The 16,912-nt window shown below is 42.1% G+C and carries 24 protein-coding genes; 22 read left to right on the forward strand and 2 right to left on the reverse strand.

Translation table 11 applies throughout. The features are described from left to right. Positions 1–3: 3 nt before the first annotated feature. The 20 genes from rplO (at position 4) to salA (ending at position 13,413) form a co-directional block, all read left to right on the forward strand. Complete coding sequence (gene rplO, locus IEW82_RS18090; RefSeq protein ID WP_188698242.1) at positions 4–444, forward strand: 50S ribosomal protein L15; 441 nt, start codon at positions 4–6, stop codon at positions 442–444. Next, positions 444–1,730 carry a preprotein translocase subunit SecY gene (gene secY, locus IEW82_RS18095; protein WP_188698245.1) on the forward strand — a complete coding sequence of 429 codons (1,287 nt, stop codon included), beginning with the start codon at positions 444–446 and terminating at the stop codon, positions 1,728–1,730. The genes rplO and secY overlap by 1 nt, the downstream gene beginning before the upstream one ends. A gap of 59 nt (positions 1,731–1,789) precedes the next feature. After that, positions 1,790–2,437 (forward strand): adenylate kinase, encoded by a 648-nt coding sequence (locus IEW82_RS18100; RefSeq protein WP_188698249.1) that lies wholly within the window; start codon positions 1,790–1,792, stop codon positions 2,435–2,437. Positions 2,438–2,613: 176 nt separating this feature from the next. Then, positions 2,614–2,937, forward strand: coding sequence for a KOW domain-containing RNA-binding protein (locus IEW82_RS18105; RefSeq protein WP_188698252.1), 324 nt, complete (start codon positions 2,614–2,616; stop codon positions 2,935–2,937). Next, a complete protein-coding gene (infA, locus tag IEW82_RS18110; RefSeq protein WP_188498241.1) occupies positions 2,930–3,145 on the forward strand; it encodes a translation initiation factor IF-1 in 216 nt (71 codons plus the stop codon). The genes IEW82_RS18105 and infA overlap by 8 nt, the downstream gene beginning before the upstream one ends. A 31-nt stretch (positions 3,146–3,176) precedes the next feature. Then, positions 3,177–3,290 (forward strand): 50S ribosomal protein L36, encoded by a 114-nt coding sequence (rpmJ, locus tag IEW82_RS18115; RefSeq protein ID WP_003322638.1) that lies wholly within the window; start codon positions 3,177–3,179, stop codon positions 3,288–3,290. A gap of 20 nt (positions 3,291–3,310) precedes the next feature. Then, entirely contained in the window at positions 3,311–3,676 is a 366-nt protein-coding gene (gene rpsM, locus IEW82_RS18120; protein ID WP_188698255.1) for a 30S ribosomal protein S13, read from the forward strand. Positions 3,677–3,692: 16 nt separating this feature from the next. Beyond that, positions 3,693–4,091 carry a 30S ribosomal protein S11 gene (gene rpsK / locus IEW82_RS18125; RefSeq protein WP_188698258.1) on the forward strand — a complete coding sequence of 133 codons (399 nt, stop codon included), beginning with the start codon at positions 3,693–3,695 and terminating at the stop codon, positions 4,089–4,091. Between the two features lie 152 nt (positions 4,092–4,243). Then, positions 4,244–5,158: a DNA-directed RNA polymerase subunit alpha gene (locus IEW82_RS18130; RefSeq protein WP_188698262.1), complete on the forward strand. Its 915-nt coding sequence runs from the start codon at positions 4,244–4,246 to the stop codon at positions 5,156–5,158. A 64-nt stretch (positions 5,159–5,222) separates the two neighbouring features. Beyond that, on the forward strand, positions 5,223–5,585 hold the full coding sequence (gene rplQ / locus IEW82_RS18135) for a 50S ribosomal protein L17 (protein ID WP_188698265.1): 363 nt from the start codon (positions 5,223–5,225) through the stop codon (positions 5,583–5,585). 238 nt (positions 5,586–5,823) lie between these two features. Beyond that, positions 5,824–6,675 carry an energy-coupling factor ABC transporter ATP-binding protein gene (locus IEW82_RS18140; protein ID WP_188698268.1) on the forward strand — a complete coding sequence of 284 codons (852 nt, stop codon included), beginning with the start codon at positions 5,824–5,826 and terminating at the stop codon, positions 6,673–6,675. After that, on the forward strand, positions 6,651–7,523 hold the full coding sequence (locus tag IEW82_RS18145; protein ID WP_188698269.1) for an energy-coupling factor ABC transporter ATP-binding protein: 873 nt from the start codon (positions 6,651–6,653) through the stop codon (positions 7,521–7,523). Before IEW82_RS18140 ends, IEW82_RS18145 begins: the two co-directional genes overlap by 25 nt. Next, entirely contained in the window at positions 7,520–8,311 is a 792-nt protein-coding gene (locus IEW82_RS18150) for an energy-coupling factor transporter transmembrane component T family protein (protein ID WP_188698272.1), read from the forward strand. Before IEW82_RS18145 ends, IEW82_RS18150 begins: the two co-directional genes overlap by 4 nt. A gap of 5 nt (positions 8,312–8,316) precedes the next feature. Next, positions 8,317–9,087, forward strand: coding sequence for a tRNA pseudouridine(38-40) synthase TruA (gene truA / locus IEW82_RS18155; RefSeq protein WP_229672769.1), 771 nt, complete (start codon positions 8,317–8,319; stop codon positions 9,085–9,087). A gap of 127 nt (positions 9,088–9,214) precedes the next feature. Then, a complete protein-coding gene (rplM, locus tag IEW82_RS18160; RefSeq protein WP_188698278.1) occupies positions 9,215–9,652 on the forward strand; it encodes a 50S ribosomal protein L13 in 438 nt (145 codons plus the stop codon). Between the two features lie 19 nt (positions 9,653–9,671). Beyond that, positions 9,672–10,064, forward strand: a complete 393-nt coding sequence (rpsI, locus tag IEW82_RS18165; RefSeq protein WP_188698281.1) for a 30S ribosomal protein S9 — start codon at positions 9,672–9,674, stop codon at positions 10,062–10,064. Between the two features lie 232 nt (positions 10,065–10,296). After that, positions 10,297–10,476: an AbrB/MazE/SpoVT family DNA-binding domain-containing protein gene (locus IEW82_RS18170; RefSeq protein WP_188698283.1), complete on the forward strand. Its 180-nt coding sequence runs from the start codon at positions 10,297–10,299 to the stop codon at positions 10,474–10,476. Positions 10,477–10,984: 508 nt separating this feature from the next. Beyond that, positions 10,985–11,425 carry a DUF2521 family protein gene (locus IEW82_RS18175; RefSeq protein WP_188698286.1) on the forward strand — a complete coding sequence of 147 codons (441 nt, stop codon included), beginning with the start codon at positions 10,985–10,987 and terminating at the stop codon, positions 11,423–11,425. A gap of 83 nt (positions 11,426–11,508) precedes the next feature. Beyond that, a complete protein-coding gene (gene cwlD, locus IEW82_RS18180; protein ID WP_188698290.1) occupies positions 11,509–12,222 on the forward strand; it encodes an N-acetylmuramoyl-L-alanine amidase CwlD in 714 nt (237 codons plus the stop codon). Positions 12,223–12,366: 144 nt separating this feature from the next. Next, positions 12,367–13,413, forward strand: coding sequence for an iron-sulfur carrier protein/transcriptional regulator SalA (salA, locus tag IEW82_RS18185; RefSeq protein ID WP_188698293.1), 1,047 nt, complete (start codon positions 12,367–12,369; stop codon positions 13,411–13,413). Between the two features lie 69 nt (positions 13,414–13,482). On the opposite strand, the gene gerD is transcribed toward salA, so the two are convergent. After that, positions 13,483–14,082, reverse strand: a complete 600-nt coding sequence (gerD, locus tag IEW82_RS18190; RefSeq protein ID WP_188698296.1) for a spore germination lipoprotein GerD — start codon at positions 14,080–14,082, stop codon at positions 13,483–13,485. A gap of 195 nt (positions 14,083–14,277) precedes the next feature. On the opposite strand from gerD, the gene IEW82_RS18195 reads away from it, so the two are divergent. After that, positions 14,278–14,877, forward strand: coding sequence for a KinB-signaling pathway activation protein (locus IEW82_RS18195; protein ID WP_188698299.1), 600 nt, complete (start codon positions 14,278–14,280; stop codon positions 14,875–14,877). A gap of 616 nt (positions 14,878–15,493) precedes the next feature. On the opposite strand, the gene IEW82_RS18200 is transcribed toward IEW82_RS18195, so the two are convergent. Beyond that, positions 15,494–16,252 (reverse strand): polysaccharide deacetylase family protein, encoded by a 759-nt coding sequence (locus IEW82_RS18200; protein ID WP_188698302.1) that lies wholly within the window; start codon positions 16,250–16,252, stop codon positions 15,494–15,496. A 113-nt stretch (positions 16,253–16,365) separates the two neighbouring features. Between IEW82_RS18200 and IEW82_RS18205 the strand changes: the two genes are divergently transcribed. Then, positions 16,366–16,590, forward strand: coding sequence for a hypothetical protein (locus IEW82_RS18205; protein WP_188698305.1), 225 nt, complete (start codon positions 16,366–16,368; stop codon positions 16,588–16,590). Positions 16,591–16,912 lie beyond the last annotated feature (322 nt).

The following is a 16,912-nucleotide window of genomic DNA, read 5'->3' on the forward strand; positions in this document are numbered from 1 at the left end:
GAAATGAAACTACATGAGTTGAAGCCTGCTGAAGGTTCCCGCAAAGAGCGCAAACGTGTTGGTCGTGGTTACGGATCTGGTTTAGGTAAAACCTCTGGCCGTGGTCAAAAAGGTCAAAAGTCACGTTCAGGTGGTGGTGTGCGTCCAGGATTTGAAGGCGGACAATATCCATTAATCCAACGTGTACCTAAACGTGGATTTACGAATCCAACAAGAAAAGAATATGCAATTGTTAACTTAGCTACCCTGAACCGCTTTGCGGAAGGTACTGAAGTGACACCTGAGTTATTGATTGAGGAAGGGATCGTTAGCAAAGCCAAAGACGGCATTAAGATTCTTGGTAAAGGCCAGATCGAAAACAAGCTTACAGTAAAAGCTCATAAATTCTCTGAGTCTGCTAAGAGTGCAATCGAAGCTGCCGGTGGAACAGCTGAGGTGATTTAATGTTTGAGACGATCTCCAACATACTGCGTGTGGGTGATATACGACGCAAAATCATTTTCACTTTGCTAATGCTCATTATTTTTAGAGTAGGAACTTTCATACCTGTTCCTAAGGTAGATAGCAGTGTTATTAATCTCGAAAGCAATCAGGTTTTCGGATTTCTGAATACATTTGGTGGTGGGGCATTACAAAACTTCTCAATCTTTGCATTGGGAATTATGCCTTACATTACCTCCTCTATCATTGTTCAGCTTTTGCAAATGGAGGTCGTACCAAAGTTCACTGAGTGGTCAAAACAGGGTGAAATGGGCCGGAGAAAGCTAGCACAGGTCACACGGTATGGAACGGTTATTCTAGGATTTATTCAAGCGATTGGAATGGCATATGGCTTTAATGCTCAATTTCCAGGTCTTGTCCAAAGTCCTAGTATTGCAACCTACGTACTCATCGCCCTTGTCTTAACTGCAGGTACCTCTTTCCTGATGTGGCTTGGAGAACAAATCACTTCACATGGTGTAGGAAATGGCATATCTGTTATTATTTTTGCAGGCATTGTTGCACGCATACCGAATGCGGCCAATCAGCTTTATGCCCAAAAGATTCAAGGTGCAGATAACTTATTTTTACAGCTTGTTTACTTGCTGATCATTTTGGTGGTTATCATCGCGATTATCGTTGGAACCATCTACATCCAACAAGGGATGAGAAAAATTCCAATTCAATATGCAAAGCGTACAGCAGGACGTAATACTTACGGTGGGGAGTCGACTCACTTGCCGATTAAAGTCAATGCTGCAGGAGTTATTCCTGTTATCTTTGCCATCGCCCTTTTGATTACACCAAGAACAATAGCAAGCTTTTTTTCACAGAATGCAGTGACGAACTGGATCATTAAAACCTTTGATTATACCCATTTAACTGGGATGATTATCTACGCTGCATTGATCATTGCTTTCACGTATTTCTATACGTTTGTTCAAGTTAATCCGGAAAAGATGGCCGATAACTTGAAAAAGCAAGGTGGTTATATACCAGGAATACGCCCTGGAAAGCAGACGGAGAAATATATCACGCGTATACTTTACCGTTTGACTTTAGCGGGTTCTATATTCTTGGCAATCATTGCAGTCTTGCCAATGCTTTTCGTTGATATTGCTCAGCTTCCTGCCAATATCCGTGTTGGTGGAACGAGTCTTTTAATTATCACAGGTGTTGCGCTAGACATCATGAAGCGGATTGAGAGTCAATTGATTAAACGTCATTACCGAGGCTTCATAAGAAAATAGGTAAGACGACCTTACGCCAACCTAGACCAGAAATTCATTGAGGAATGTGGAGTGGTGGCATGAACCTAATACTAATGGGACTTCCCGGTGCAGGAAAAGGCACACAAGCAGAGCGCATCGTTGAGCGCTATGGCCTTCCCCATATTTCTACAGGGGATATGTTCCGAGCAGCCATAAAAGAAGAAACCGAATTAGGAAAAAAAGCAAAGACATTTTTAGATGCTGGTGAGCTGGTGCCTGATGAGGTCACGAATGGAATCGTTAATGAACGTCTAAAAAAAGACGATTGCCGCAATGGTTTTTTGTTAGATGGATTTCCACGAACGATCGCTCAGGCAGAAGCTTTAGAAGATATGCTGAAACAAAGCGACCGCCAAATTGACGCCGTGCTTTACATTAATGTTGATGAAAGCATGCTACTCGAACGCCTTACTGGTCGACGGGTATGCAGCAAATGCGGCGCGACTTATCATGTCATCTTTAATCCACCAAAGGTTGAAGGGGTTTGTGATAAGTGTGGCGGAGAGCTTCTTCAAAGAGATGACGACAAAGAAGAAACTGTGAAGGCACGTCTCGAAGTGAATATTAAACAGCAAGAACCGCTTCTATCTTTTTATAGAAATAAAGGCAGTTTACATGAGATCGACGGCAACCGGAACATCGATGACGTATTTCAATCCATCGAAGCGATTCTAGGGGACCTCTAGCAGGAAAACTTTAGGGCTTGAAATCAGCGGTTGACTAGTATATAGTATACTGTCATCTGGACTGTGATAGTCCTAACAAGGTTCACCTTGTCGATATAACGAGATGTCAACAGGATGACGATCTAGGTTGAGACAGCTGCCAGTTCTAAAAAGCCTTAAGTGAAGGTGATGACTGATTGGTTAGCGAATCGGATACAACTCCCATACCCGGTCAAATCGTTCGTATAGTAAGGGGCAGAGACGCAGGGAAATATTGTGTCGTTGTGGATATTATAGACAACCGTTTCGTAAAAGTAGCTGATGGTGATAAGCGGAAGTTTGATCGGGCGAAAAAGAAGAATGTGAATCATTTGGAGCTCCATTCCGAAATATCGGTAGAAGTGAAGAATAGTATCGATGAAACCGGTAAAGTCACAAACGGTAAATTGCGATTTGCCATTGCGAAGTTTTTAGAAGAAAATGATAGTGACCTAAGGAAGGGTGAATCGATCGATGGCTAAAGAAGACGTCATTAAAGTAGAGGGTACGGTTATCGAGCCTTTACCTAATGCTATGTTTCGTGTTGAGCTAGAAAATGGCCATAAGATCCTAGCTCACATATCGGGTAAACTGCGTATGCACTATATACGAATTTTACCTGGAGATCGTGTGACGATAGAATTGTCACCGTACGATTTATCGCGCGGCAGGATCACTTATCGTAATTAATAAGAGCCTGCGCTCTAAGGAGGTTTTTTAAGTGAAAGTTAGACCGTCGGTAAAGCCCATATGTGAAAAGTGTAAGGTCATCCGTCGTAAGGGCACCGTCATGGTGATTTGTGAAAACCCAAAACATAAACAAAAACAAGGATAACCGTTAGGAGGTGTACGCATTTGGCACGTATTGCAGGTATTGATATACCAAGAGAAAAACGCATTGTCATTTCTTTAACCTATATATATGGTATCGGAAAAACGACAGCGCAAAGCATCTTAAAAGACGCAAATGTTTCAGAAGATACGCGTGTACGTGATTTAACTGAAGAAGAGTTAGGTCGCATTCGTGAACAAGTCGACAAGTACAAAGTTGAAGGTGATCTTCGTCGTGAGGTTTCCCTAAACATCAAACGCTTGATCGAGATTGGTTCCTATCGTGGTATTCGTCACCGTCGCGGCTTACCAGTTCGCGGACAGAACACTAAAAACAATTCTCGTACGAGAAAAGGTCCACGTCGGACCATGGCAAACAAGAAAAAATAAGGGAGGTTAAACAGTTATGGCTAAACGTAATGATAATCGTACAGGACGTAAGCGTCGTGTCAAAAAGAATGTCGAGAGCGGTATCGCTCATATTCGTTCAACATTTAACAACACGATTGTCACAGTAACAGACCCACATGGTAACACGGTTTCTTGGGCAAGTGCTGGTGGTCTTGGATTCAAAGGTTCACGTAAATCCACTCCATATGCTGCGCAAACTGCTGCTGAAACGGCAGGAAAAACAGCGATGGAAAATGGTATGAAATCCATTGAAGTTTCCGTAAAAGGCCCTGGTGCTGGTCGTGAAGCTGCAATCCGTGCTTTGCAAGCAGTAGGTCTTGAAGTAACGGCAATTCGTGACGTGACACCCGTTCCTCATAACGGATGCCGCCCGCCAAAACGCCGTCGCGTCTAATACCCGTATTAAAACCGTCATTTCTGTCTATAATGGCAAGTATGTGTAAAGGACGAGATAGCTTTTCAAAGAGGCTCAGGCTGCATGCCCATATTTTTGGGCAAGCTTCTTGCTCTGAGTTTCTACGATTGAAGGAGGGTTTAGTTGAATGATTGAAATCGAAAAGCCGTGATGCGAAGTATGGCAAATTTGTCATAGAGCCGTTGGAACGTGGATATGGTGCGACAATGGGGAACTCCCTTAGACGTATTCTATTATCCTCCCTCCCGGGTGCAGCAGTGTCTACTGTCCAGTTTGATAACGTACTGCACGAATTTACAACAATGGATGGTGTTGTTGAGGATGTCACCGCGATTATCCTTAACATTAAGAATCTCGCAATGAAGATTTACTCTGATGAAGAGAAAACACTCGAGATTGATGTCCAACGTGAAGGAATTGTAACGGCAGCAGATATCATTCATGATAGTGATGTGGAGATCCTTAATCCTGATCTTGTAATCGCAACACTAGCAGATGGTGCTCGATTCCATCTGAGAATGACAGCGAGAAAAGGTAGAGGATACGTTCCGGCAGAAGGCAATAATCATGATGATCTGCCAATTGGTGTCATTCCTATTGACTCGATTTACACGCCTGTTTCTCGAGTCAATTACCAAGTAGAAAACACGCGTGTCGGTCAAGTCACCAACTATGATAAGTTAACCCTCGATGTGTGGACTGACGGTAGTATTAGACCTGAAGAGGCGGTTTCTCTAGGTGCTAAGATTTTAACAGAACATCTTAATATCTTTGTTGGCCTGACTGATCAAGCACAAAATGCTGAAATCATGGTCGAAAAAGAAGAGGACCAAAAGGAAAAGGTTCTAGAAATGACGATCGAAGAACTTGATCTTTCCGTAAGGTCTTATAACTGTCTTAAGCGCGCTGGTATCAATACAGTTCAAGAGCTTGCTCAGAAGTCTGAAGAAGACATGATGAAGGTTCGAAATCTAGGTCGTAAGTCACTTGAAGAAGTGCAAGAAAAGCTCGCCGATTTAGGCTTGGGCTTAAGAAGTGAAGATTAAACCTGTCCCAACTTTCTTTTTTGCGCAAAAAAGAAACTAGACTGATGAAAAGGAGGGTTCTTTAATGGCATACGCAAAATTAGGTCGAAATACTTCTGCACGTAAGGCGTTATTTCGAGATTTAGCTACGGATTTAATCATCAATGAAAGAATTGTGACGACTGAAGCCAAAGCTAAAGAATTACGTCCTATCGTTGAGAAGTTGATCACTTTAGGTAAGCGCGGCGATTTACATGCCCGCCGTCAAGCCGCTTCATTTGTTCGTAATGAAGTTGCGAATGAAGAAACAGGACAATATGCTGTCCAAAAATTATTTGATGACATTGCATCTCGTTACCAAGAACGTCAAGGTGGATATACACGCATCCTTAAGCTAGGACCTCGCCGTGGTGACAACGCGGAACAGGCTATCATCGAATTAGTATAAACATCAAAAGGGCAAAGCGGGTTGATAAGGCCTTGGCTTTATTGCCCTTTTTTTCTTTATACTTTCAGAATTTATAACTTCTCTTACGCTCATAAAGGAAGAGAGCATAAGTTCAGGCTTCGACTTTCGCCATCTGAGAACTTGCGGGCCACCTTAATGTATGATTTGAAACATCATATGAGGCGTACCAGAGGGGTTTCCTTTCTTTACACTCACGTTCTATGCGAGGGGTGATTCATTGGATAAAGAGACGATCATCACCATAGATAATGTATGGTTTAGATATGCGGATGATGCAGAGGATTGGGCGCTTCAGGATATTCATTTAGATGTGTATTCAGGGGAATGGTTAGCGATTACCGGACACAATGGGTCTGGCAAGTCGACGCTGGCTAAATGTCTCAATGGGCTATTAATGCCGGAAAAGGGCGAGATCAAGGTGAGGGACAATGCCATCACAGATGCTAATGCGCTTTGGGAAATTCGCAGGCTTGTTGGCATGGTCTTTCAAAATCCTGATAACCAATTTGTTGGGACGACGGTCAGAGATGATGTGGCTTTTGGGATGGAAAACCACGGGATAGAGCGCGGGGATATGCTCAAACGTCTTGAGGCGTCCCTAAAGGCTGTCGATATGCAGGAATTTGCAGAGCGTGAGCCTCACCGTTTATCAGGAGGACAGAAGCAGCGTGTGGCGATTGCTGGGATCATTGCTTTAGAGCCCGCAATTGTTATTTTAGATGAAGCGACATCGATGTTAGATCCGCGGGGGAAAAAGGATGTCCTCGATGTCATGCGGCGTTTGAATGAGGAAAAGGGGATAACCGTGATATCCATTACCCATGATTTAGAGGAAGCCTCTAGTGCTGATCGCATGGTCGTCATGGATCGCGGCAAAGTGGTACGAGAAGGTCAGCCTTCTCATATTTTTATGGAGCCAGAGGGGCTTGTTGAACTTGGATTGGATTTGCCTTTTACGGTGAAGCTGCGTCAAGCGCTTAAAGAACATGGTCATATTCAATTATCTGATAAAGCTTTTACGCAAAAGGAATTGGTGGACGAACTGTGGACATTATCATCAAAAATTTAACTCATGTTTATCAACCGAATTCTCCTTTTGAACGTATTGCCCTTCAGGATATTAACGTGTCAATTGCCTCGGGTACCTTTTTAACGATTATTGGACATACGGGCTCTGGAAAGTCCTCGCTCCTGCAGCATCTCAATGGCCTATTAAAGCCAACCCGGGGTGAAGTGATCGTTGGCAATACCGTGCTTGCCTCAGGCAGCAAAACAAAGGATTTGAAGGCTTTACGGCAAAAGGTAGGTATGGTCTTTCAATACCCTGAACACCAGTTGTTTGAAGAAACCGTTGAAAAAGACATCATGTTTGGCCCGATTAATTTTGGTGTTTCAACGGATGAGGCGCGGCGAAGAGCGCATAAAGCCGTTGAGCTTGTGCATCTCCCTAAGACAATTCTGGAAAAATCCCCCTTTGATTTAAGCGGCGGACAAATGCGTCGGGTAGCGATCGCCGGTATTTTGGCGATAGAGCCAGAGGTACTTATACTCGATGAACCGACGGCAGGGTTAGATCCTAGAGGGCATCGCGAGATCATGGATTTATTTGTTCATTTAAATAAACGTGAGGGGCTGACAACGATAATGGTCACTCACAATATGGATGATGCAGCGCTCTACTCTGATGAGGTCATGGTCATGGATCGGGGACATCTGGTGGTTAAGGACCGCCCGGAGGTTGTCTTTCAGGATGTGGATCGTTTAAATCAGCTTGGTTTAGATATCCCGCAGACCATGCGATTCCTGCAGCTTTTGAGCGCAAAGGCAGAGAAAGATTTTGTCACGCCTCTCTTCGGCATTGATGAGACAGCGGATTACATTGCTGAGCGTTTGAAGAAGGAGTGGGATGGGGTATGAATATCATTATCGGACAATACGTACCGGGTCAATCGGTCATTCACCGTATGGATCCCCGCTCCAAGCTCATTGCTGTCTTTGCCTTTGTCATCATCGTTTTTATCGCCAATAGCTGGTTAAGCTATGCTGTTTTAGCTGCTGTAACCTGTGCCGCGATTTTGCTTTCACAAGTTCAGTTAAGATTTATTTACAGAGGGTTAAGGCCAATTTTATTTGTGATTATCCTTACGTTCTTATTAAATGCTTTTTTTACACGAAGCGGCCATGAACTCTTTGGCTATGGGTGGTTTCAATTAACGACAGGCGGGTTGCGGCAGGCGGCACTCATTTCAATTAGACTGTTGATGATTGTCATCTCGACCACCTTGTTGACCCTGACGACAACGCCAATTGATATCACTGATGGATTAGAAAGCCTGCTGGGACCCTTGAAAAAAATTCGTTTCCCCGTCCATGAATTTGCATTAATGATGTCTATTTCGCTACGTTTTATTCCGACGCTTATGGAGGAAACCGAAAAAATCATGAAGGCCCAAGCAGCAAGAGGAGTAGAATTCTCTTCTGGACCGCTCCTGCAGCGTATAAAGGCGATCTTACCTTTGCTTATTCCATTATTCATCAGTGCCTTTAGACGGGCTGAGGATTTAGCCATGGCCATGGAGGCGCGGGGGTATCGGGGGGATGAAGGGCGGACAAAATTACGTGTATTCCATTGGGGTCTACGTGATACGAGCCTGCTCATTCTCATTTTTCTATTAATTCCTGTGCTATGGCTGTTAAGGAGTTGACCTTATTGGCGCGATTAAAATGTGTGATAGCCTACGATGGGACGAGATTCTCGGGCTATCAGGTTCAGCCTAATCAGAGAACGGTCCAGGAGGAGCTGGAAGCAGCTCTGAAGCGGATGCACAAGGGAAAGGCTATCCGAGTCACTGCATCAGGTAGAACTGACGCTGGCGTCCATGCTGTCGGTCAAACCATTCATTTTGATAGTCCTTTAGCGATTCCAGAGGAAAATTGGTGCAGAGCGCTGAATACATTGCTTCCAGATGATATTTTAATTAAGCAGGCTCAGGGTGTTGCCGATGATTTTCATGCCCGTTTTGACGTGAGTCAGAAGGAATACCGCTATCGGATTCTGAATCGCAAGGAAGCAGACCTGTTTCGGCGCTTCTACACTTATCATGTCCCTGATATTTTAGATATTCAAGCTATGCGCGAAGCCACTACACATATCATAGGGACCCATGATTTTTCAGCCTTTTGTGCTGCGGGCACGCAGGTGGTAGACAAAGTGAGGACAGTCTATGATGTGCGGATTGAGCAGCAGGGAGATGAGCTCGTCATCGCTATGGTGGGCAGCGGCTTTCTCTACCAAATGGTCCGGATTGCGGTGGGCAATTTACTGGCTGTTGGGCAAGGCAAGGCGCCTCCTGCAGCTATTGCTGCAATCCTTGAGACGAAAGATCGCAGGAAAGCTTTTGCTACAGCGCCACCACAGGGGTTATATCTCTGGGAGGTTGGCTATGACACGGATAATTCACATGCTGTAAATGCAAATTGACCTTGACATAAAGCCGTATTTATTATATATTATGATGTGGCATTTCTATAAATGAACCACTAATAGCCCCGTAAACTATATAGATGGATTTTTATAAAGAAATGACGCCTTTAGAGGAGGGAATACTGTGCGTACCACTTATATGGCAAAAGCACAAGACGTAGAACGCAAATGGTTGGTTGTTGACGCAGAAGGCCAAACAATTGGTCGTTTAGCAAGTGAAGTCGCATCCATTTTGCGTGGCAAACATAAGCCAATCTACACACCACATGTTGATACTGGTGATAATGTTATCATCATTAATGCTGAAAAAATTGAGTTTACTGGTAAGAAACTTCAAGATAAAAAATATTATAACCATAGCGGATGGGCTGGCGGTCTTAGAGAGCGTACAGCAGCTGAAATGCGTGATAAATATCCTCGTGAATTGCTTGAAAGAACAATCAAAGGGATGTTACCACACAATAGCTTAGGTCGTAAAATGGCTAAAAAGCTTCATGTCTACGCAGGCAGTGAACATCCACATCAAGCACAAAAACCTGAAAGCTACCAATTAAGAGGTTAATCTGATAGGAGGGAAACCATTGGCACAAGTGCAATATATAGGTACAGGCCGTCGTAAAAAATCCGTTGCTCGTGTCCGCCTTGTTCCTGGGGATGGCAGAATTACAATCAACAAACGCGACATCGATGATTACATGGCTTTTGAAACCTTGAAAAAAGTAATCAAACAACCTTTAGTAGAAACTGACACAGAAGGAAAATATGATGTATTAGTCAATGTAAATGGTGGAGGCTTTACTGGTCAAGCAGGCGCTATCCGTCATGGTATTGCTCGTGCATTATTACAAGCGGATCCTGAGTTCCGCCCAGCCCTTAAGCGTGCCGGTTACCTAACACGTGACCCACGTATGAAAGAACGTAAGAAATACGGTCTTAAAGGCGCTCGTCGTGCACCACAGTTCTCAAAACGTTAATAAACCTTATACACCAAGGGTTTACCCTCTTTGCTTTTATAAAGCAGAGAGGGTTTTTTGTATGAAAGTTTACGTTCTTTATTCAGTGTTATTTTTCAGAGTGGCGAGTTCACCGATATAAAAGGCTAAAGCCTACTCTTGCTATTTTCACGATCACTTTCGAAAGCGTGGGTGAAAATGTAATTATATAATTATTTATAAGCCATAGGGAGATTAAAGGAGCGTGATTGAGATGAAGGAACCTCGCAAAGTCACTCGAACGGGAAATAGCCTTAGTGTCGGATTACCGAAGAAAATAGTTGACATTTTAAATGTAAAACGTAGTGATGTAATTGAATGTGATGTAGAAGAAGATCGAATGATTTTAAATAAAAGGGGAAGTGGAAAGGTCGGGTGGATACCGAATGGTTAGAAATGCTAACTGAAACATTCCAAGAATACGATAATGTGTTCAAAAATTTAAAGGAAAGATAAAGTACCAAAGATGTTGCTTTAATTTACTTCATGATTATGAAAAAATATGGGAAAGATGAATAAGTAGGGATTAAAGATCAGGGGTTATTCGAATCGGCAATGCATCTTCGGTTATCGTATATGACGGCTTTCCTTATCTTTTCACTTTATTGGGATATTCATACGGACAAAAACAGAGAGAAAGGGCTTGGGTGTGTACTGCCGGTTAGTCGTTTTTCTGAAGACCAACTCTAGAGCAATCATAATCAAAACGAACATGAAGTAAAGTATCACGTGAGGTATAGAAACAAATTTTTCGCTTGTAAGAAGCCATTAAATGTATAGCTTTGTTCATTTCAGAATATATAATTTTTTTATCACTTGGGCATTAAACTTTTCCATGGCAAAAGGTGTTAGCATTCCATTTTCCTCTTGGTAAAGACTAAGAATGAAAGGAGGAGAAATGGATGGGAACAATCATGAATTTTCATGATAAATATCGCAATAAACAGCTCGACTTTGAACGAAAGACATTAAGAGAGCTTTCAATTCCCGAGGTTGAAACCGTCATTTCGGATTACTTCGATCCCTTTCTTCAAGTGGTCATTGGGGGCTACCGCCAAACGATTTCAGATATGTGCTTGGATTATGCTATAGAGGCTTACTTACTCGGTGCTTCTTATGGAAGGCACGGCTACTATGGTGAAGATGTTCAAGACATATACATGCGAAGTGAAAAACCATTTAAGCTATTGACAGATGATTTATTTGACTTTTGGATGTTTTGGTATGCTCCGGATCAAATTATGGTGCAGACGCTATATAAAGCCTGCAAAGACTTTTTATATTATTGGTGGAAGGAAGGGTTAGATAGTGCGGTTCGCCGCTATCGACTGAAATTGCACTAATACAATATTTTTTTCATATATTTTGCCCTTGTCCCATATAGATGTATAAGGACATGCATTGGTTGGGATGGAGGGTATAATTCATGCAAGGACGTTTTAAAAAGGCAATTATAATATTAGGGGTTTTATTACTTATATTGATACTTAATTATGAAGTCTTAACAAGAAATTCGTGGGAGCACTGGAACTTGCCTCTAGCGGGCAGAATCATTATATTGGATCCTGGGCATGGGGGTCCGGATGGTGGTGCGGATAGCAATGATGTCCAAGAGGATGATATTGCCCTGGAAATAACTAAAAAAGTCAGGGACTACCTTCAAGAGGCCGGGGCGCTTGTTATCATGACACGAGAGCGCGATGTAGATCTTGCTGATGAAGATACAAAAGGGTTGAGCAATCGTAAATCACAGGACTTGAATAGACGATTGGATATCATCAAAAAGTCTGATCCCGATATGTTTATCAGCATTCATTTGAATAAAATACCGTCGTCTAAGTGGCGGGGAGCTCAAACCTTTTATCACCCTAAATCAGATGAGAATAAGAAATTAGCCTCTTTTATCCAGGATTCCCTTCGTAAGGATCTTGCAAATACAGATCGGCAAGCCAAAGCGATAGAGCACGTATTTCTACTGAAACAATCGACAGTTCCCTCTTCTTTAGTGGAGGTTGGATTTTTATCTAATGATGTGGAGAGAAGCTTGCTGGTAAAAAATAAGTATCAAAATAAAATAGCCGAGTCGATCTATAAAGGGATTTTTCGATATTATACAAATGAGAAAGAGCCAGCGTCTTAAGGGCTCTTTTTTATGTGGGTCAAAGTGTCCGGTCTTTTTAATTTGATTAATTAAAATAATCAGTATTTTTTAAAACTGGACTTCTTTTTTTCTTTTTTACTGGGAAATTGTTATACTAAGTGTAGAGTTGAAGGAGGTCTATATATGATCACGAAAGAGCACGTCCTTGAAGTGCTTCAAACAGTAACCGATCCACATTTACATAAAAATATTGTTGAGACCAATGGTGTGCGGGAAATCAAAATAGCCGAGTCCTTTGTGAGCGTCAAGGTCGCCCTCGCTAAAACGCAAACTGCTGAGCAAATGCAGGTTCAACAAGAGATTGTCCAAAAGCTTAAAAAAGCAGGGGCGGAATCTGTGGGTTTAAGGTTTGAGCCTTTAACCGAAGAAGAAATCGATCAATTAGGTGGTATTCCTGAAGGTCGGCCAACCCTTTTGTCTAAAGGAAGCAAAACAAAGTTTATTGCCATTGCCAGTGGTAAAGGCGGCGTTGGTAAATCAACGGTGTCGGTTAACCTTGCTGTTGCCTTGAATCGTTTAGGGAAAAAGGTAGGGATTCTTGATGCCGATATTTATGGATTTAGCGTTCCTGATATGATGGGGATTGAAAATCGTCCTCAAGTCGTGGACAAGCGGATTATTCCTGTTGAACGCTTTGGTGTTAAAGTGATTTCCATGGGGTTCTTTGTAGAAGATAATTCTCCAGTCATTTGGCGAGGACCGATGCTTGGAAAAATGTTGAATAATTTCTTTACCGAAGTGGATTGGGGAGACCTCGATTATTTAATTCTTGATCTTCCTCCTGGAACGGGGGATGTTGCGATGGATGTGCATTCCATGATTCCACATTGTCAAGAGATTATTGTCACAACGCCTCATGCGACAGCGGCCTTTGTTGCAGCGCGTGCGGGGGCAATGGCCATTAAGACGGAGCATAATATTCTTGGGGTTATCGAGAACATGTCCTATTTTGAAAGCAAGGTAACTGGAGAGAAGGAGTACGTGTTTGGCAAGGGCGGTGGCGAGAAGCTGAGTGAAGTGCTTGAAACGGATCTTCTCGGTCAAATTCCTTTGGATCAGCCTGATGAACAAGAGGATGTCTTTGCCCCATCCGTTTATGCAGGAGATCATAGGGTGGGTCAGATCTATATAGAGATCGCGACAAAGGTGATTGATAAACTGTCTGATTAAAGCAAAAGGAAAGCCGAGGACCAAGCCTCGGCTTTTTGCAATAGTGTTTGCTCTAGGCGTAGCCAAGGTTTATTGAGAAGCTTGGCTTGCCTTTTGTTCTTCGCTATTGTTTCCTTTTTTCATTTCTTCCTTAACAGTGCTCTCAAGCGCTTGAGTGATCTGTGTACGGAAGAGTGGGCTTTCCATGGTTTCGATGATTTCTTTTTGGATTTGTTTTCTAAAGGGTTCCGTTGCTAATAGATCTAAATATTGATCTTGGAGCTCTGGTGCTTTCAAAATACTCATCATGGATTGCTGATAAGAGGGGTCCTTCATCAATTGTTTAAGTATCTTTTCGTTATTTTTTTGCATGGTCTGAGCCAGTTTGTTCGAAAATTCAGGGTCAGCAATCATTTGTGTCCACAAGGCTTTTGATTTATCAGAGGTCAGGGAGTCTGTAATCGTTTTTTTTACAAAATCCTGATTCATCACGAGTTGCTTTTGAAATTGCTCACTGCCTAATATATCTTGAAGAGCTTTCTTACCCTCATCACTTTTTAGCATATCGATGACCATTTTTTTAGTGGCTTGGTAATCAGGTTCATTCCCCTGGGTAGAAGGCTGAGAGGAACAGCCTGTTACCAGAAAAATAAACAGAAAAAGATAACATGTCCTACGAAGGGTTTTCACTTTTGATATAGCCTCCTTTTTCTACAGTATTAGGAAAGGGATAAGAAGACGGTTGATCGATAAGAAGTAGATGATTTAACCTATCCTTTAAGATGGCGTTCAGAAGGGTATTTTATTCTGAGCAGAAAAATCCTGGTTGGCTTTTTCAGATACCCTTGGTAAAATGAGTGTGACAGATGATTTGGGGGATGTTGGGTGAGCATAAGAAAATGGGTATCGCTTTTTTTGAAAACGTTATTATTGGGCTGCGTTGTAGGGCTAGTCATTGGTATCATTGTGCAATGGCATTCCCAACTACACGGCCTTCGTGATGGGCATATCAGTGGATTTTTTATCAACCTTTTTGTCATTTTTGTCCTTGGTGGTCTGTTCAGTGTTATTAGCCAAATGGGTTTTTTCTTCTATTTAACCTTGCATCGCATTGCTTTAGGAATCTTTCGCTCGCACTCCCGATGGGGGATTGTACAATGGTTTCTCATAGTTGTAACCTTTGTTGATTTTATCTATTTACGCTATAAAGCCTTTGGACATGGGGAGAGCGTTATCGGTTATCTTATTCCTCCGGTTGTTCTCTTTATTATTGCGCTTGTGATCGCCGAGGTGAAAAAGAGAGAAACGAATAAAATTGCTTACATACCTGCTTTGTTTTTTATGTTTGTTGTGACGACACTAGAGTGGTTACCCGTGCTCAGACAAAAGGAAAACAGCATGTTTTGGGTTATGGGGCTAACCTTGGTTGTCTGCAACGCCTATCAAATGTTAAAATTACATCGTTTATTAAAGGAGACGCAGTGACGGTCTTCTTTTTTTGTACTTGAATTTTCCTGAAGCGATTTAAGGAAAAAGTATAAGTCTCACATCAGCGAACCAAAGTGGGATGGCGCATGACCAAGTTTTTCAAACGATATAAGGTGGAAAAATTAAAGGGCTCCCCCAATGAATGAGAGAAAAAAATGAAAGCAGTGCGCGGATGTCTATAGAAGGGTGAGAAATTAAGAGGATAAGACAAAACGAAAGAGATCGACCTCATACCAAACGATAAGATTTTAAAAGTGGCCAGGGAAACCGAAAGCGTAGTCAAAATATGGAGATTTCTTCGAGAACGGGGCGAAGGTTACTGCATGAATAAACGATGCGTTGTTCAGAGGAAGCTGACGACGAAGCAAGTCTAGCAGACGAAGGAACAGGGGCTTTTTAGTCTAAGCATCTTACATTTTTCAAGGCACTTCGGCTAAAAACATCACATCCATGTGATAACACCGAGGCTAGCGCATCCTGCGCGCGTGATGCGGTGCCCGTGGCAAGCGAATGTTTTTTCATGATTTACTCAAAAATCCGAACGCATGCCTTTAAAATTGTGAATGCGTCCGGATTCTCTATGAGCTGAATACTTCTGTTCCAGCCCCAAGGCCTAATCGATGTTTTCGGTGTTGAGCGTTGAATCAGAAACGAGTTCTGTTAAAGTGACAAAGGTGAAGCCCTTTTGTTTTAGCTCCTTAATGATGACAGGTAATGCTTTAAGGGTTTGTATGGCTGAATCGGAGCCATGTAGTCTGATAATGCTTCCCTTTTTGGTGTTCTGGATAACCTCCTGAGCAATCTTTTGTGCATTCTGTGATTTCCAATCTTGCGGATTAACACTCCAAAGGACCATTTGCTGCTGAGTAGTGCCTACGGTCTTGATCACCTCTTTATTGATTTTCCCTTCAGGGGGACGGATATAGGTGGGTTTCCCTCCCCCAGCCTTTTCGATCGCTGTATTGGCAAGAGAGATATCCTTCGTGATTTCATTAGATTTTAGAGCGGTATAAGGTTCGTGATTATAACCATGAGATTCAATTTCAAATCCCTTGCTCTTCATCTCTTCTACTAATTCTGTATGACGCTCCGCCCATTCACCTGTAATGAAGATCGTTGCATGAATTCTGTTTTCATCAAGGTAGTCTATTATAGGCTCTAGATTATCGTCTCCCCAGCCGACATCGAAGGTTAAAGCTGTCTGTTTTTTACTCGTTTCTACATTAGATAAAGCACGCGGCCCATTAGAGGTCGAAAAAACGGTCACTTCTTCATTTTGGATATAGGCAACTAAAGCAGCAAAGAAGGCGGCAACTAAAATAAATAATAGGTTTTTAATTTTACGCCCATTCAATATCCAGATAAAGAGCATAGGCTTGCCTCCCGTCAAACGGTTTGTACTATTTTATTTTTGTTTGGACAGGATATGACTAGATTACAATTTGAAAACACGAAAACATTTTGGAATGATGGAGTTGATGAAAGGTGCTTGGTGTCCTTCTTAGAGATGAAGAAGTAAGAGAGATAGAATACCTTCTAAAAAAGGAGTTAGAAGAATTAAGCACGGAGATGGCGGATGATGAGATGAATCATATTGTTCGTCGAGCGATGGAGGAGCGATATCAAGGATTGTTTAAAATCATGAAACGTTTTACCCCTAGTGAACAGTGCATAAAGTATTTGCGAAGAGAATACGATGAAAGTTTTTAGATTAAAATTCTTATACTGATTGAGACATATTGACACTGACCTATTGGGATGCTAATATATTTGTCGACACTAAAATTTATGAGCTTATTGCATAAAATTTTTCACCTTGACTCAAACTCGTTTTATGTGATATATTATTCAAGTCGCCATTAAAGAATGTCAGTACTCCATTAAAAAAGTTATTGACGTCTGATGTGGTTCTGTGTTATGATAATTGAGCTGTCATTGAAAGACAGCGCGATCGTTCTTTTAAAACTGAACAAAAGCCAAGCGCAAAAAGGGAAACCTTTTAAATGACGCCAAGATTTAACTTTTAACCATA

Origin of the sequence: Pullulanibacillus camelliae (assembly GCF_014642655.1) — a bacterium.
GTDB classification, from domain to species: Bacteria; Bacillota; Bacilli; order Bacillales; family Sporolactobacillaceae; genus Pullulanibacillus; species Pullulanibacillus camelliae.

Excerpts from the sequence above, each read along its gene's own strand:
- IEW82_RS18150 (WP_188698272.1), top strand. The coding sequence starts at position 7,520 with ATGAATATCATTATCGGACAATACGTACCGGGTCAATCGGTCATTCAC.
- rpsK (WP_188698258.1), top strand. The coding sequence starts at position 3,693 with ATGGCTAAACGTAATGATAATCGTACAGGACGTAAGCGTCGTGTCAAA.
- rplO (WP_188698242.1), top strand. The coding sequence starts at position 4 with ATGAAACTACATGAGTTGAAGCCTGCTGAAGGTTCCCGCAAAGAGCGC.
- IEW82_RS18170 (WP_188698283.1), top strand. The coding sequence starts at position 10,297 with ATGAAGGAACCTCGCAAAGTCACTCGAACGGGAAATAGCCTTAGTGTC.
- IEW82_RS18175 (WP_188698286.1), top strand. The coding sequence starts at position 10,985 with ATGGGAACAATCATGAATTTTCATGATAAATATCGCAATAAACAGCTC.
- IEW82_RS18200 (WP_188698302.1), bottom strand. The coding sequence starts at position 16,252 with ATGCTCTTTATCTGGATATTGAATGGGCGTAAAATTAAAAACCTATTA.
- salA (WP_188698293.1), top strand. The coding sequence starts at position 12,367 with ATGATCACGAAAGAGCACGTCCTTGAAGTGCTTCAAACAGTAACCGAT.
- rplQ (WP_188698265.1), top strand. The coding sequence starts at position 5,223 with ATGGCATACGCAAAATTAGGTCGAAATACTTCTGCACGTAAGGCGTTA.
- infA (WP_188498241.1), top strand. The coding sequence starts at position 2,930 with ATGGCTAAAGAAGACGTCATTAAAGTAGAGGGTACGGTTATCGAGCCT.
- IEW82_RS18100 (WP_188698249.1), top strand. The coding sequence starts at position 1,790 with ATGAACCTAATACTAATGGGACTTCCCGGTGCAGGAAAAGGCACACAA.
- secY (WP_188698245.1), top strand. The coding sequence starts at position 444 with ATGTTTGAGACGATCTCCAACATACTGCGTGTGGGTGATATACGACGC.
- cwlD (WP_188698290.1), top strand. The coding sequence starts at position 11,509 with ATGCAAGGACGTTTTAAAAAGGCAATTATAATATTAGGGGTTTTATTA.